At 44.1% G+C, this 15,299-nt stretch carries 13 protein-coding genes and 1 pseudogene; 6 read left to right on the top strand and 8 right to left on the bottom strand.

Annotated elements, in window-relative coordinates; translation table 11 throughout:
- Positions 1-170: 170 nt before the first annotated feature.
- From G4D73_RS00240 to G4D73_RS00230, 3 genes are all read right to left on the bottom strand, one after another.
- A complete protein-coding gene (locus G4D73_RS00240) occupies positions 171-1,151 on the bottom strand; it encodes a bile acid:sodium symporter family protein (RefSeq protein ID WP_213687089.1) in 981 nt (326 codons plus the stop codon).
- A gap of 144 nt (positions 1,152-1,295) precedes the next feature.
- A complete protein-coding gene (gloA, locus tag G4D73_RS00235; protein WP_004279741.1) occupies positions 1,296-1,697 on the bottom strand; it encodes a lactoylglutathione lyase in 402 nt (133 codons plus the stop codon).
- 1 nt (position 1,698) lies between these two features.
- Positions 1,699-3,867 (bottom strand): AmpG family muropeptide MFS transporter, encoded by a 2,169-nt coding sequence (locus G4D73_RS00230; RefSeq protein WP_213687088.1) that lies wholly within the window; start codon positions 3,865-3,867, stop codon positions 1,699-1,701.
- Positions 3,868-4,065: 198 nt separating this feature from the next.
- Here G4D73_RS00230 and G4D73_RS00225 point away from each other — a divergent pair, with 198 nt between their 5' ends.
- Positions 4,066-6,693 (top strand): ATP-binding protein, encoded by a 2,628-nt coding sequence (locus G4D73_RS00225; protein WP_213687087.1) that lies wholly within the window; start codon positions 4,066-4,068, stop codon positions 6,691-6,693.
- Positions 6,694-6,782: 89 nt separating this feature from the next.
- On the opposite strand, the gene grxD is transcribed toward G4D73_RS00225, so the two are convergent.
- Complete coding sequence (grxD, locus tag G4D73_RS00220; RefSeq protein ID WP_004279738.1) at positions 6,783-7,124, bottom strand: Grx4 family monothiol glutaredoxin; 342 nt, start codon at positions 7,122-7,124, stop codon at positions 6,783-6,785.
- Between the two features lie 160 nt (positions 7,125-7,284).
- Here grxD and G4D73_RS00215 point away from each other — a divergent pair, with 160 nt between their 5' ends.
- Positions 7,285-8,496, top strand: coding sequence for an aspartate aminotransferase family protein (locus G4D73_RS00215; protein WP_153566476.1), 1,212 nt, complete (start codon positions 7,285-7,287; stop codon positions 8,494-8,496).
- Between the two features lie 59 nt (positions 8,497-8,555).
- Here G4D73_RS00215 and G4D73_RS00210 read toward each other — a convergent pair whose 3' ends face one another.
- The 3 genes from G4D73_RS00210 to surE form a co-directional block, all read right to left on the bottom strand.
- A complete protein-coding gene (locus G4D73_RS00210) occupies positions 8,556-9,485 on the bottom strand; it encodes a LysR family transcriptional regulator (RefSeq protein ID WP_044112899.1) in 930 nt (309 codons plus the stop codon).
- A gap of 91 nt (positions 9,486-9,576) precedes the next feature.
- On the bottom strand, positions 9,577-10,407 hold the full coding sequence (locus tag G4D73_RS00205) for a peptidoglycan DD-metalloendopeptidase family protein (RefSeq protein WP_195724905.1): 831 nt from the start codon (positions 10,405-10,407) through the stop codon (positions 9,577-9,579).
- Positions 10,408-10,501: 94 nt separating this feature from the next.
- Positions 10,502-11,290 carry a 5'/3'-nucleotidase SurE gene (gene surE / locus G4D73_RS00200; protein WP_004279734.1) on the bottom strand — a complete coding sequence of 263 codons (789 nt, stop codon included), beginning with the start codon at positions 11,288-11,290 and terminating at the stop codon, positions 10,502-10,504.
- 111 nt (positions 11,291-11,401) lie between these two features.
- Here surE and G4D73_RS00195 point away from each other — a divergent pair, with 111 nt between their 5' ends.
- The 4 genes from G4D73_RS00195 to G4D73_RS00180 all read left to right on the top strand — a co-directional run bounded on the left by G4D73_RS00195 (position 11,402) and on the right by G4D73_RS00180 (position 14,234).
- The gene (locus tag G4D73_RS00195) at positions 11,402-11,773 is read left to right on the top strand and encodes an MCR_0457 family protein (RefSeq protein ID WP_004279733.1); all 372 of its coding nucleotides are present in this window, start codon (positions 11,402-11,404) and stop codon (positions 11,771-11,773) included.
- A 161-nt stretch (positions 11,774-11,934) separates the two neighbouring features.
- Positions 11,935-12,315, top strand: a complete 381-nt coding sequence (locus G4D73_RS00190) for an MCR_0457 family protein (RefSeq protein ID WP_005104587.1) — start codon at positions 11,935-11,937, stop codon at positions 12,313-12,315.
- Positions 12,316-12,443: 128 nt separating this feature from the next.
- Entirely contained in the window at positions 12,444-13,592 is a 1,149-nt protein-coding gene (dacC, locus tag G4D73_RS00185; RefSeq protein WP_004646537.1) for a D-alanyl-D-alanine carboxypeptidase PBP5/6, read from the top strand.
- Positions 13,593-13,703: 111 nt separating this feature from the next.
- Positions 13,704-14,234, top strand: coding sequence for a gamma carbonic anhydrase family protein (locus tag G4D73_RS00180; protein WP_004730083.1), 531 nt, complete (start codon positions 13,704-13,706; stop codon positions 14,232-14,234).
- Between the two features lie 132 nt (positions 14,235-14,366).
- On the opposite strand, the pseudogene G4D73_RS00175 reads toward G4D73_RS00180, so the two are convergent.
- Positions 14,367-15,298, bottom strand: a pseudogene (locus tag G4D73_RS00175) (IS5 family transposase).
- Position 15,299 lies beyond the last annotated feature (1 nt).

Below are 15,299 nucleotides of genomic sequence, written 5' to 3'. Positions count from 1 at the left end.
AAGGTTTAGCTGTCATCGCTATTGATCACTCTCAAATGAGGAAGCAGGAACATCGTTCATGCAGATCAACACCACAACAGACCATTCTTTTGGCCCACCGAGACGGATACCGTCAGAGCTAAGCACAACAAGTGGGCATTATTATACGTGAAACGAATTCAATATGCGAATTATTCTTCAGCTTCTGATTCACTCTCTTTGGCCCACAGATTGGCAATAATCCCGCAGACCATTAACTGAATCTGATGAAAAATCATGATCGGCAGGACAATCATGCCCAGCGGCTGGCCAATAAATAAAATTTGCGCCATCGGCACTCCACTGGCCAAGGTTTTCTTGGAACCACAAAAGAATGCCGTTTTTTGGTCAGCGCGGCTAAAGCCCAGCCAGCATGGAATATAAAGTGATAATAACATCACAATCGTGAGTAACACCGAGCAAGCCAGCAATAGCAACAACAAGGTACTCAGGCTTACTTCATTCCACAGACCAGCCACTACGGCGCTACTAAAAGCGCCATACACCACCAGTAAAATCGAACCTTGATCGAAAACCTTGACGATTTTTGGCATTTTCATCATTTGCGGATAGATCCATGGACGCAGAATCTGTCCTAAAATAAACGGCACCAAGAGCAGCAGTGTAATCTGGATAATCGATGAAGTCGGATCAAAACCATGATCAGATTGACCGAGAATAAAAAATGCTACCAATAATGGGGTAATAAACATACCAATCAGATTGGAAAAAGAGGCACTGCACACCGCACCTGCAACATTGCCCTGTGCGACCGAAGTAAAGGCGATCGAGGATTGCACCGTGGAGGGCAAGAAACACATAAACAGGAAACCCCAATACAGTTCCTGTCCGAGCATTGGCAATAAAATCGGCTTGGCCAAAAGTCCGAGAATTGGAAACAAAGCAAAAGTTAGCGCAAAAACCAAAGTATGCAATTTCCAGTGCATAATGCCTTGCAGCACAGCTTCACGAGACAGTTTGGCGCCGTGCAGGAAAAACAGGATGGCGATCGCTCCTGTCGTCACCCAGCCAAAGACTTCAGCCGCCTTCCCCGAAACTGGCAACACACTGGCCAGCAAAACCATCACAAACAACAGTATCGTAAACCGATCCAATGCCAAGAACTTAAGCATATCCCTATAATCCCTCAGATTTTATTATTTGATATAAAAATGCCCGGCTATCTTAACAGATGCCGGGCCCATGCTACGCATTCAGCTTGATGTAATATTTTCATCTATACATGAATGCATTTCATATATCTCGCCACATCACACTTAGTTATTACGTGCATTGTTGTCTTGCTGGATCAGCTCGATCTTGTAGCCATCTGGATCTTCTACAAATGCAATTACAGTCACGCCACCTTTCATCGGACCGGCTTCACGCACCACATTACCGCCACGCGCTTTAATCTCTTCGCAAGCCTTGTAAGCATCATCAACTGCAATCGCGATATGACCATAAGCATTGCCCAGTTCATAGCTGTCTGTATCCCAGTTATGCGTCAATTCCAGTACGGTGTGATTTTCTTCATCGCCATAACCGACAAAAGCCAAGGTAAAACGGCCCTCTTCGTAATCACGCTTACGAAGCAAAGTCATGCCAAGTACTTCAGTATAGAACTTGAGAGATTGTTCTAAATTGCCTACACGTAACATGGTATGCAGCATGCGCATATTAATCATCCTTCTGTACAGATTGTTGTTGGTGTTCACCGAGCAGTTTTGCGACCCAAACCACCAGAATCAGGATCGGAATCCCGATTAGAGTAGTCATCAGGAAGAAATTCGGATAACCGATATTGGTGACTATAGTACCCGAATATCCGCCTAAAATCTTAGGGGTCAAAGTCATGAGTGAGCTAAAAATCGCATATTGAACAGCGGTAAAAGACACACTGGTCAAGCTCGACAAGAATGCAATAAACGCAGCACCAGCCAGCCCAGCAGCCAGATTGTCGACAATAATAGCAAAATAAAGCCACTTGTCGCTATAAGGTTTAATTACCTTACCACTGACTTCGACTGTATCTGAACTGTTGCCATCCACCACTGCCAAGGGCTGAATATCGACATCCAGATTCTGGGTATTGCTCAGCTGATCATTGACCTGATAAACATGGGTGGTTTGCTGAAGTGCCTGATCATCTTGCATCAAAACTGCACTGATAATATGTGCAGGTGACTGAATCAGTTGCTGTGCAGGAATCGCTGCAGTAAATACGCCTTCACTTTCGAGTTTTGCCTCAATATTCTGATCATTGATTTGCAAAACAATTATTTGATTCTCTTGTAGTGCTTCCCCTACATACTGGCCGCGCACCACAATGGTCTTCTCCTGTTCAGCTACAGTGATGGTATTGTCACTGGTGATCGGCAGGATCTGTAACTGGGTGCTGCCCTGTTGTGCGGTCAAATATGGCATATTGACCTGCACAGGCGCTTGATTGGTATTATCTGTATTAAGATAAGCGGCTGAGACTTGCAACTGTTTACTCTGCGCCAGCACTGCACTCGGTACATCTAGCTTCCAGTAACCCACTTCATCGGTCTCTGCCTGATAAACCTGATTACCGGCTTTAACTTCCACAGCTGCCAGTTTTTCACCAGACTTGACCAGGCCGATAAAAATCAGGTTGGTAGAACAGGCCAGTACGGCACCGACAAACATCAGTTTCATGATGTTCATCTTCTGGGCCAAGAGCCCGCCAAGGAAACCACCGACTAAAGAGAAAATCACCCCATAGACTTTAACGGCCTCGGCAATCTGTTCTTTACTGAAATTCAGGTCCTGATAGAACACATTGGAAATGACGCCGGCAATAATATCGGAAACCCGATAAAAACCGATCAGCAATAACAACACCAATGCCAGTTTCAAGCCATAACGTTTAAAGAAATCTGCAACCGGATTGACCCAGGTTTCATAGGCCATTTGCTTGTTAACCGCACCCATTTTTACCAAGCTTGCACCAATCGCAAAGGCCACTGCACCCGAGCCAACAAAGCGCAAAGCTTCAAAACAGAACAAGGCAAAGGTATCTTGAATGGCGAATTGTTCGGTGATGCTGGCCACCAGATTGCCCGAATAGATATAGCTCAAGACAAAACTGATCACCGCCACAAAAAATACGGCGACTAAACGGAAATAATCACTGCGCACATAGTGTTTTCGCACACGGTCAACCTGCGGCTCCCGAATGGACAGTGTGGTGATAATACCGACCAGCATGACAGCAGCCATCGCCAGATAGGTCCATTTCCAGGCATCATAGATATAGTTGCCTTTCGCAGTTCCCAAATAGGCCGCCAGAAACAAGGCACCAGCACCGGCCACAATCATCCCGATCCGGTAACCTGCATTATAGGTGGAAGCCAATACGGTCTGCATCTGGGTTTCCGCCAGCTCAATCCGGTAGGCATCAATCACAATATCCTGCGTTGCTGCGGAGAAACCAAGCAGGACTGCACCGAGCGCCATTTGCTGTAAATGTGTGGCACCCAAAGCCGGATCAGAAAAGGCCATAATGGAAATGGCACAGACAATCAGAATCTGCGCAATCAGCAACCAGGCACGACGACGTCCCAGAGCCTTGGTCAGAAATGGGACAGGAAGTTCATCAATGAGCGGTGCCCAGACGAATTTAAATGAATAGCCCAATGCGGCCCAGCTAAAGAAAGTTACTGCACTTTTGCTGATTCCGGCCTCACCTAACCATAAAGACAGACTGGAAAAAATCAGAAGAATCGGCACACCAGCCGAAAATCCCAAGAACAGCATGATCAATGCACGTCGATCTAAAAATGCTGTAAATGCGGATTTCCAACCCGTCGTTTGTGTTGTCATTGCTTTATTATTTTCCGCAGAAAAACCAATTGCTGCTATTCAATCCTGTAATAGCGTATCTTTCAACAAGATTTATATATTTATCACATTTCCGGTTTTTTATTTTCTGGCAAAAGCGACATGTTGGCTTGAATTTTTCAAGTAAATCTGTATACCTTAACTCTCATCAACGTAATATTTCGTTTTGGATTTTCAACAGTGACCCAGAGACTCGATCAAATTAATTCTTCTATTGCCAGCAACACCAGCACAACTCCACAAAAAATCCGCTCAGATTTACTTATCTCTGCATTTGAACAAAGCGAAATTAAAAATACTCTGGACCATACCCGGTTAACATCCACCCAGCTGACGCACATTCCAAACTTAGAAAAAATTCCTGCGTCAACCAAACGGATCAAGCCCCTGAATAACTTTTTGGGCCAAGATCGCGCACGCGCCTCAGTTGAGGCCGGGATTGCCCTGCCTTATTCCGGCTATAACATTTTTGCTGTCGGTACCGCAGGTCTCGGTAAACGCACCATGGTGAAGCGTTTGCTGCAACAGCACGCCAAAACTATGGAAACCCCGAATGACTGGGTGTACGTCAATAACTTTCAGAACCAGCGTCAGCCGATTGCGCTAGAACTGCCCTCAGGTCAGGGCCCAAAATTCCAAGCCATGTTGAATCAAAGCTGGCAAACGATCCTCAAGCAGCTTGAGCGCCGTTTTACTGCAGAGACCTATCACAACCGCATTGAAATGATTCGCCAGGAAACCGGGGATGAGCAGCAGCAGGCACTGATCGAACTGACCAAAGAAGGCGCAGAACTGGATCTGAAGCTAATCTCGCGACATGATGAGCACTGTTTTGTTCCTGTGCATCTGATTGATGACGAATTGCAGGAAATGTCTCAAGAAGATCTAAATGCCTTAAGCAATAAAGATCGTGCCGAACTGGCGTCCAATATGCGCTATATGGACAAGAAACTGGAACGTCTGGGTTTGCATCTGGGTGATCTGGAAGATGATGCACGCGATCGCGTACAGATCCTGAACCGTGATATCGCCAAACAGGTAGTCTTACCGCGAGTTGAACAGATTCTGGCGAAATTCAAACATGTGAAAGGTCTGGAACATTACCTGAAATACTATGCCGAAGACATCATCAACAATGTCGAAATTGTGCTGGAACAGGAAGAAGATGATTTCACTCCGGCACTGTTCAGTCGCGTTCCTGCACGTTATCAGGCCAATGTGATTATCACACACAAGCCGAACAGTGGTGCACCAGTGATCTTTGAAGATTTTCCAACGCATTACAACCTTTTGGGTCATGTGGAACAACTGACTCAAAATGGTACGATTACCACGGACTTTACTTTGATTCGTCCAGGTACCTTGCATAAAGCTAATGGCGGCTTCCTGATGCTGGAAGCGGAACAATTGCTGGAACAGCCGTATGCATGGCAAGGCTTGAAGCGCGCGCTTAAATCGGGGCATTTAAAACTGTCTTCACTTGAGCATATGATCACGCTGACCGGCAGTATTTCGATTGAACCTGCTTCGATTCCATTGAATATCAAGGTTATCTTGCTGGCTGAGCCTGAAATTTATTATGAAATTTTAGAGCTTGAACCTGAACTGGGCAGCATCTTTAAAATCCGTGCCGATTTTACCGATACATTACAACGTAATGACGATAACGAGCAGGCCTATATGCAGCTGATTGCCGACTATGTGCAATCGGATAAATTATTACCTTTTGACCGTTCTGCTTTGGCTGCATTGCTCACAGATTCCAGCCGTCAGGCCGAAGATCAAAGTTCATTGTCATTACATGCCCTGACGCTGGGTGATCTGATCCGTGAAGCACATCATCATGCCTTCCAGGCTGGCGACAAGATGGTGTCAGAAAAACATATCAATACTGCCCTGGATCATCGCAAATATCGTCTCGGCTATTTACGTGAACTGTATTGGCAAGATCTGACTCGTGGTACTCAACTGATCGAAACCCGCGGCCATCGTCTGGGTCAAATCAATGCCCTGTCCGTCATTCATTATGCTGATGTTGAATTTGGTCTGCCTTCACGACTGACTGCTTCGGTTTATCAAGGTGGTGGTGATATTCTGGATATCGAACGCAGTGTCGAACTCGGTGGCTCTTTACATGCTAAAGGCGTGTTGCTGATGTCGTCTTTCCTGAAAGCACATTTTGGTCGTGAACAGACCTTGCATTTCTCTGCTGCACTGGCCTTTGAACAAAGTTATGGCCAGGTCGATGGTGACAGTGCCACAGTCGCGGAACTGTCTGCCTTACTGTCTGCCATAAGTCAGTTACCGATTGATCAATCCTGGGCCATTACCGGTTCCATGAACCAGCTGGGACAAGTACAACCGGTAGGTGGTGTGAATGCCAAAATTGAAGGTTTCTTTGATGCTTGCAAGTTACAAGGTCTGACCGGAAAACAAGGTGTGATTATTCCGCGTCAAAATATGCAACATCTAATGCTGCGTAAAGATGTCACCATTGCTGTGGAAGAAGGTCAGTTCCATATTCACGCGATTGATACCATTGATCAGGCGCTGGAAATTCTGATGGCACGTCCTGTCGGCACCTTGGATAAAAAAGGTCGTTATAGCAAAAATTCAATCTATGCCGCAGTGATGGCACAGCTGGATTATTGGCAAGCGATTGAAGATGGTGCCGAGCTGGTCGAAGTGCCGAAGAAAAAGAAAAAAAAGAAGAAGAAAAAAGACAAGAAGCAAATCGTCGAGCCACAAACTGAAGTTGAAGCTGATGCTTCGACAGCTGAAAAGCCGGATGCAGCGACAGAGGATTAACTCTGACCTTAACCTGAGCAAAAATAGAGATAAAAAAAGCGCTTCTGGATGAAGCGCTTTTTCACATCTGAACTTAATTTAATACAAAATTAAGCATCAGCTGCCGGGCTGTACTGTTCAACTAAAGGCTTTAATTCACCTTTTTGGAACATGTCGAGCATGATATCACTACCACCGATCAACTCACCATTGATCCAAAGCTGTGGAAATGTCGGCCAGTTGGCGATTTGTGGTAACATCGCACGAATGTCCTGGTTTTCCAGAATGTTTACATAAGCAAACGGACGACCAATTTGACTGAGTGCTTCTACTGCACGTGCAGAAAAACCACATTGTGGAAATTGCGGTGTGCCTTTCATGTAAAGAAGTACTGCGTGTTTTGCAATTTGGTCACGAATTAACGCTTCGGTATCGCGTGCTTGTTCAGTCATTGATAAATCCTCAACTCATCTGTCTCGCATTATACCCAAATCCAGGCAAAACAGTATGTCTAAAGCAATAATTCCAATTTTATTTACAATTACCCTTTAAATCTGAGCGGGTTTTTGCTTATATAAGTTTATCTTTCCACCTAACAGTTAAGAGTTAGTCATGAATAATATTACCCTCGCACCGGTACAAACTGATCAACCGTCTCATTTGATGCCTGTTTTTGGCCGTCAACCGATCAGCTTTGTCCGAGGACGAGGTGCATATCTTTATACCGAAGATGGTACAGAGTATTTAGATGCATTAACCGGCATTGCAGTATGTGGTTTGGGCCATGCGCATCCAGTCATTGCCGAAGCGATTGCTGAACAGGCAGCGACCCTGATTCATACCAGCAACCTGTTTGAAGTGCCTTGGCAAACTGCTGCCGCACAAAAACTGGCTGAAGTTGCAGGCATGGAAGAAGTATTCTTCTCAAACAGTGGTGCAGAATCCAATGAAGGTGCAATCAAAATTGCACGTAAATTTGGTCATATGCAAGGTATTGCTTCACCAAAAATTATTGTCGCTGACCAGTCTTTCCATGGTCGTACCATGGCCACCTTGTCTGCTACAGGCAATAAAAAAGTTCAGGAAGGCTTTGGCCCCCTGGTTGAAGGTTTTGTCCGTGTACCTTTTGGTGATATCGAAGCGATTGAAGAGGCTGCGATTAATCACCCGGATATCGTAGCGATTTTGATTGAGCCTATTCAGGGTGAAGGCGGCGTGAATACTGCTCCTCAAGGTTTCAGCTACTTAGAAGAAATCCGCCAAATCTGTAACCAGCACAACTGGCTGATGATGCTGGACGAAGTACAAACTGGTAATGGCCGTACCGGTAAATACTTTGCTTATCAGCACACCAATATTATTCCGGATGTACTGACCACAGCCAAAGGCTTAGGAAATGGCTTCCCGATTGGTGCGGTAATGACTCAAGGTCGTGGCGTAGGCGTATTAACTGCTGGAAATCACGGTTCTACCTATAGCGGTACAGCACTGGGTTCGCGTGTGGTCTATACCATTCTCGATATTATGCAAAAAGAAAATATCGTCGCGAATGCTGCTGAAAAAGGTGCTTACATCGTTGACCAACTGCGTAACAAGCTGGCAGATCAAAATGTTATCGTACGTGGTTTTGGTCTGATGATCGGGATTGAATTACCAAAAGAATGCGGTGATCTGGTTGCGATTGCACGCGATGAATATAAGATGATTATCAATGTCACTGCAGGCAATGTCGTTCGTCTGTTACCTACCCTGAATATTACTCAGGAGCAAGCAGACCAGTTGATCGAACGTCTGGTGAAAATGATCAAAGCTTATTTGGCCTAAAGCCCTAGCCTAAAAATTAAAAAAGCCGCTCTAAAGCGGCTTTTTTATTATTCTGCATTCTATGATGCGTTTTGTAACATACGTCCGCCAGAGATCTGGCTAAAATATTGTTTCAAGGTATCAAGACAACGAAGGATTTTTGTCGGTTGTTGTTCACGTTTCGGAATAACCGCATACAGTGTAATCGGTGGTAGTCTCCATTCAGGCAGAACTTCAACTAAGGTACCGTTAAGCAAATCTTTTTTAGCATCAAGATATAAAACCTTGGCAATCCCATTACCCTGCAAGCACATCGATTTTGCAACCAAACCGTTATTGGTACTGAAACGGGATTTCAGTTCAAACTCGGCTTTTTCTGCAGTATTCACATGTTGAAAATGATAATACTGATGGTTTTTAAGATGCGTTAAAGGCAAGACCTCATGATTTTTAAGATCATCAGGTCTCGAAATAATGGTGCTTTGATTAATATAACTCGGTGTCGCCACCAGAATTTGCTCAATCTGCATCAATGGCACAACCTGAAGATTATGCTCATCATTTTTCTGTTCAAATCTTAGGGCGATATCAACCCGCCCATCCAACAAATCAACCTCATGATTGTTTGTTTCTAAATGTACTGCCAAGCCGCGATGTGCAGCCATCCAATGAGAAAGTGCAGGAATCACATGATTCGCGCACAATTCTGGCAAAGAAACGATACGCAGCTCGCCCACGAGATCATCACGTAACTCATTGATCCGGACTTTACCGCGTTCAGCAGCAGATAACATTTCTTGACAGCTATGGAAAAAAGCTTGTCCCGCTTCGGTCAGACTTAATTTTCTCGTCGAACGATTTAGAAGTACGACTTCCATATCGTGTTCTAACGAGCGAATTTGTTGACTGACGGCGCTGGTCGTAATCCCTAATTCACGGGCAGCACCGCTAAACGAGTTTTTCTCCACAACGCAAGCAAAGACACCCATTGCTCGAAGTTGATCTAACATAAATTTCCCTCTAAACTTATGAGGTGCTTCATCATTTGATAAAAGCAACTTATTGTATTATACGGCGAAATTTACACTTTGCATTATTTATTTAATTGTTTGGTAAAACTGCAGTAGGATTAATAGGTTTGCCGTCTAAACGCACCTGAAACTCCAGCATGGTGCGGGTTGTACCAGTCGACCCCATTTCTGCAATTTTTTGACCAGCCGTTACATTTTGGCCACTTTTCACGTTCAATTTACTGTTATGTGCATAAGCCGTGATATAGCCATTGATATGCTTTACCAACACCAGATTGCCATATTCTTTCAGACCATCAGCGGCATACACCACCTGCCCGTCTGCTGCTGCAAATACCGGATCGCCGACATTGCCACTATAGCGGGTGCCCTTGATATTAGAAGCTAAATTGTATTGCTGAAGAATCGCACCATTCGATGGTTTTACCCAACGTAAACCTGCAGCCGTAGATACTGGCGTAACCGGTGCAGATGTATTGACGCGTGGTGTGGTTTGTACTGTGGTTGCTGGTGTCACCGGTGCCGGTGTAGGCACTGCAATTGTTTGACGCTGGATTGGCGCTGCCTGAGTCATAGCCTGAGTACTGGTGCTACGGCGCGCAGTATTGCTTTTCAGGCGGATTGATTGTCCGACATAAATCCGGTAAGGCGCACTGATATCATTCATCTCGGCAACACTGATATAGTTCAGTCCATAACGTGCTGCAATCCCACTCAATGTATCTCCTGAACGCACCGTATAGAAATCAGGAGCTGTTGCATAACGCGTTGCATTATTCACCTGGGGTTTGGTGGCACAACCGGTAATTACTCCTGTAGAAATAACAACGGTCGATAAAACGAGGGTTTTAATCAGGGTTGCAGGCGAAGCTACGACACATTTCGGTAACACCAAGAACATTATCTTCCTCTCTAATGCTATACGGTTGCAAAATTCCGTTAAGATTAGCAAAGTTTTACGGCAATATACTTGCAATCGCGAGTTTTTCACAAAGTTATAACACTAAGGACGCATTTTCTGCCAATTGTGTTTGTAAATTCCGCAGACTCTCATAATTGGTAGCATCCATCTGAATCGGGGTAATACTGACATAGCCATTGGCGACCGCAGAGAAGTCCGAATCAATTTCGTTAAATCCTGGCTTAGGGTCTGCGACTGCTTCTCCTGAGAGTCCAATCCAGAATACCTGACGACCACGCGGATCTATATGACTCGTCACCGGTTTAGACTGACGGCGGCGACTTTGATATGTCACTTTTTCACCCTGCAATTCAGTTACATCTGGAATATTGATATTAAAAATATGTCGCTCAGGCAGAACAGGCAAACCACGAGCAATAAAATCATGCACCCATTCGGCGGCCAACTGATAATCCTGAGGCTGCTGATAGCCACGTACATTCGGCCCACTCAGTGATACGGCAATCGCAGGATGTTTAGTTAAACGACCTTCAAAGGCCGCCCCGACTGTACCGGAATACAAGATATCATCTCCCAGATTTGCGCCGCTATTTATCCCGCTAACCACCAGGTCAAATTCAAAATCAAATAGCCCGTTCATAGCCAAGTAAACGCAATCTGCCGGCGTCCCATTAACCGCCCAGACATCAGGAGAAATCTGGATTGGGCGTAAAGGGCGGTCCAAAGTTAAGGCACTAGAAAAGCCACTGCGTTCACTTTCCGGTGCCACAATCACCACTCGCCCCAAAGGCTTTAGCGCTTGCGCCAAAGCCTGAATACCGGGTGCAAACACCCCATCATCATTTGAAACTAAAATATTCACTAAAAAATCTCGTTACGCTAAAAAATGACTGACTAGGACATTTCATTGTATTAGTGCACGAATTATATATATTTATTGCTCGACATCCATCTTTATAATATGTGGCTCAAGATGATTAAAAAATTCTCTTTATTTAGCGCTCTCACTTTAAGCTTGGCAGCATTTATTTCCCCTTCAGTCATGGCAAACGATCTGACTGTTGAAGAAAACAATACCATTGTAAAAGAAGATATTGCATCAGCACAGGTTATGGCTGAAGTTTGCCCGGCAATCATTGGTCAAAATCCAAAATTTAACAGCACCGTTGAACAATTGATCCAGTCTTATCTTGCAGACTACTCAGATAAAGGCATGAGCTATCAAAAGCTACAGGCAGACAGTGAATATAAATCTTTACTTGAAGAAGCACGTCAGGGTGCAAAGCAAACCAGCTCAGACGAGCAGAAAACTGTCTGTGAAGAAATGCTGAACTACCAAGGCTAAGCCAGCTAAATTTTCAAATAAGACGGTGTAAACATCGTCTTATTTTCTCTTACAGATTTATTCATAATTCTACAGCTTCGCTACATTTTCCCACTTTTCAATTTCAAAAATAAGTTTAAGCTAGGCAAATTATTGTTCTAAATCCATTTTTTGAGTTTTCAATGAAAAATCCAATATTCCAAGCTTTAACATTCTGCGCAATTTCTGCCGCCACTCTTTTGGGAACTTCTGCATTTGCAGCCGATGAAAACATTAATGTTACCCCAACTCAGCAAGTGACCAAACAGGAACTGGCAGCCATTTATGTTCTTTCAGAAATCTGTCCAAGCATGGTCAAAGACAAGTCACAGTTTAATCAGGGTTATACCAAGCTGGTGACTGAGTATATGCCGGGCCAGCGTAATCCGGTTGAAAGCTTAAACCAGATGGCTAAACAGAACGATTTCCGCAATATTCTGGCCGAAGCACAATCGGATGCCAAGAAAGCCGGCAAGAAAAAAAATCAGGTGATTTGTAATGAATTAACCACCTATAACAATTAAGCTGCTTTTCTGCCGATAACTTACAATACTTTTGAAATAAGACCGGGTTTCCCATAGAAGTCAGCCTAGCTTTGTCCTAAAATGCTAGGCTCTTCGTGCTTACATCAAGATATAGGAACCCACTAGAAATGACCCAAAAAACTGCCCTTGCTGCATTATTATTAGTTCCTAGTTTTAGCTTTGCAGCAACTGTCCTATCTGCACCACCAGAATTGAATAATAAATCCTACGTGCTAATGGACTACGAGACAGGGCAACTTCTCGCTTCAAAAAATGAAAATGAAAAATTAGCCCCTGCTTCAATGACCAAGATGATGACCAGTTACATCATCGAACAAAAACTATTGAGCGGTGAACTCACTGAAGATGAACAAGTGCGCATGAACGAGTCAGCATGGTGTCGCGGCAGTAGCGCGGAATCATGTATGTATGTACCTTTAAATGGTACGGCAACTGCACTTGAAATGCTTCGCGGGATTATTATTCAATCAGGGAATGATGCATCGAAAGCCATGGCTGAACATATTGCAGGGAACGAGGGTACCTTTGCACATATGATGAACCAGGAAGCTAAACGTATTGGCATGACCAATACCAGCTTTATCAATTCAACCGGTATGCCGGCTGAAGGTCATTATTCAACTGCCAAAGATATGGCAACGCTGGCACAACACATCATTAAAGACAGTTCTAAGTATTATCCGATTTATGCGGAAAAAGAATTTACCTTTAATGGCATCAAGCAAGGTAACCGTAATGCCCTGCTATATACTGATCCGAGTGTAGATGGTTTAAAAACTGGCCACACTGATGAAGCTGGTTATTGTTTGACTACCTCATCAAAACGCGGTCCTACGCGTTTGATTTCAGTGATTTTTGGTGCACCAACCATGCAGGAACGTGCGACACAAACACGTGAATTGTTGGCTTGGGGTTATGCAAACTTCGAAACCAAAAATGTTCAACCGGCTAAACAGGTACTTGCTAAAGCCAAAGTCTGGTTTGGTAAGGAAGATGAAGTTCAGATCGGTCTTGCTGAAAACTTTAATGTGACTATGCCGAAAGGTCAGGCCAACGCGATTAAAACCCAGCTGGTGGTTCAGCCTAAACTGACTGCACCTTTACAGCCTGGTCAGGTCGTAGGTAAATACGTAGCGACTCTGGATGGTAAAGTAATTTCAGAAAAACCGTTGGTGGCTTTAAACGCGGTTGAAGAAGCTGGTTTCTTCGCACGTATGCTCGACCACATTAAACAATTCTTCTCAAACTTGTTCTAAGTTTAAATAGACTGTTTTAGTCTAGCACTAAGACCAAAGCACTCATTCAGATGGGTGCTTTTTATTTTATACTATGCACATGATCCTTAAACTTTTAATGAGCAGATCACCATGAGCCAAAACATTCGTTCTTATTTAGACACAACTCCACAAATTGATGAATCGTGTTATATCGATCCGATGGGAATCGTGGTCGGCGATGTGGTCTTGGCTGAAAATGTCTCTGTCTGGCCTTTTGCCGTGATTCGTGGTGATGTTAATTCGATCCGGATTGGTAAAAACTCGAATGTTCAGGATCATGCCATGTTGCATGTCAGTCATAAAAAAGCCGATAAACCGAATGGTTCGCCTTTGATCATTGGTGAAGATGTCACGATTGGCCATCATGTGACATTGCATGGTTGTACGATTGGTAATCGCGTATTAATCGGGATTAACAGCATTATTCTGGATGATGTCATCATTCCGGATGATGTGATGATTGGTGCAGGTACACTAGTTCCACCGGGCAAAGTTTTGGAAAGTGGTTGGCTCTATGTGGGCAGCCCTGCCAAAAAAGCGCGTCCGCTCACTGAAAAAGAAATGGCATTCTTGCCATATTCTGCACAAAATTATGTGAAAGTTTCAAATAACTATAAATAATGCTCAGTTTCGCATAAGAGATTTCATGTTAAATGAATTTCAGAACGTGTCGATGCGGTGCGTGAATCATAATCTCAGTCGGCTTTGTTGCACAAAGATTTGAAATGCAAAGCGCCCCTAATTGAGCCAAATTTAAGGCGTAACTTGGGTAACTGGTCGACCTAATTCCGTAAATCTGTTAAGGACTGCTACACGTGCATGGATCTCATTCACTTGGCTTTGAAAGCTCCTTGCACTCAGTTTATCGCCCAATAATTTAATGCAATGCATCTTGATTTCTACCAAACTTCGCCGATGATAGCCTGACCATTTTTTCCATAGTGTCCTGCCTAAACGTTTAACTGTTCGAAGTAATTCATTTCGTTCTAGCGAGCTACTCTTTGTATCTTTCCATGGTTTCGCATTTTTCTAGGTGGAATCACCGCATGCCCTTGCCGATCTGCAATGACCTGACGGCATTGCTTGGTGTCATAAGCTCCATCGGTATAAACAGAGTCAATCTGCTCATCTTGTGGAATCTGATTAAGTAAATCACCAAGCACCTGTGAATCACTGACATTATTGGTTGTAAGCTGAACTGCTCGTATTTGTAGGGTTTTAGCATCTATACCAATATGAAGTTTACGCCATTGGCGACGATATTCAGGTCCATGTTTCTTGCGCTTCCATTCGCCCTCACCTAGAAACTTCATGCCTGTAGAGTCCATGAGTAGATGCAGCCCATCGCTACTTTTTTGGTAGCTGATTGCAATATCAATATGCTTTTGTCTTCTACAAAGCGTGGTGTAATCTGGAGCTATCCAATTTAATCCGCAAAGTTTAATCAGACTTTGCACAAAGCCAGTAACCATACGTAAAGATAGACGGAATAAGGATTTAATCATTAAGCAGCATTGGATGGCTGCGTCGGAGTAGGTTTGATTTCGCCCTTGTTTGCCTTTTGATGGCGCATACCATTGCGTAGCAGGATCAAACCAAATGGCAATATTTCCGCGACTCATGAGTGCTCGGTTATATGCGGGCCAATTGGTTGTGCGGTAGATTTTGTGTGTAGGCTTCTTCATT

Source organism: Acinetobacter sp. WY4, assembly GCF_018438165.1.
Taxonomy (GTDB): domain Bacteria; phylum Pseudomonadota; class Gammaproteobacteria; order Pseudomonadales; family Moraxellaceae; genus Acinetobacter.
The sequence above is the reverse complement of the archived record's forward strand: the minus strand, read 5'-3'. Positions and strand labels throughout refer to the sequence as shown.

Excerpts from the sequence above, each read along its gene's own strand:
- G4D73_RS00240 (WP_213687089.1), bottom strand. The coding sequence starts at position 1,151 with ATGCTTAAGTTCTTGGCATTGGATCGGTTTACGATACTGTTGTTTGTG.
- gloA (WP_004279741.1), bottom strand. The coding sequence starts at position 1,697 with ATGCGCATGCTGCATACCATGTTACGTGTAGGCAATTTAGAACAATCT.
- G4D73_RS00230 (WP_213687088.1), bottom strand. The coding sequence starts at position 3,867 with ATGACAACACAAACGACGGGTTGGAAATCCGCATTTACAGCATTTTTA.
- grxD (WP_004279738.1), bottom strand. The coding sequence starts at position 7,124 with ATGACTGAACAAGCACGCGATACCGAAGCGTTAATTCGTGACCAAATT.
- G4D73_RS00215 (WP_153566476.1), top strand. The coding sequence starts at position 7,285 with ATGAATAATATTACCCTCGCACCGGTACAAACTGATCAACCGTCTCAT.
- G4D73_RS00210 (WP_044112899.1), bottom strand. The coding sequence starts at position 9,485 with ATGTTAGATCAACTTCGAGCAATGGGTGTCTTTGCTTGCGTTGTGGAG.
- G4D73_RS00205 (WP_195724905.1), bottom strand. The coding sequence starts at position 10,407 with ATGTTCTTGGTGTTACCGAAATGTGTCGTAGCTTCGCCTGCAACCCTG.
- G4D73_RS00195 (WP_004279733.1), top strand. The coding sequence starts at position 11,402 with ATGATTAAAAAATTCTCTTTATTTAGCGCTCTCACTTTAAGCTTGGCA.
- G4D73_RS00190 (WP_005104587.1), top strand. The coding sequence starts at position 11,935 with ATGAAAAATCCAATATTCCAAGCTTTAACATTCTGCGCAATTTCTGCC.
- dacC (WP_004646537.1), top strand. The coding sequence starts at position 12,444 with ATGACCCAAAAAACTGCCCTTGCTGCATTATTATTAGTTCCTAGTTTT.
- G4D73_RS00180 (WP_004730083.1), top strand. The coding sequence starts at position 13,704 with ATGAGCCAAAACATTCGTTCTTATTTAGACACAACTCCACAAATTGAT.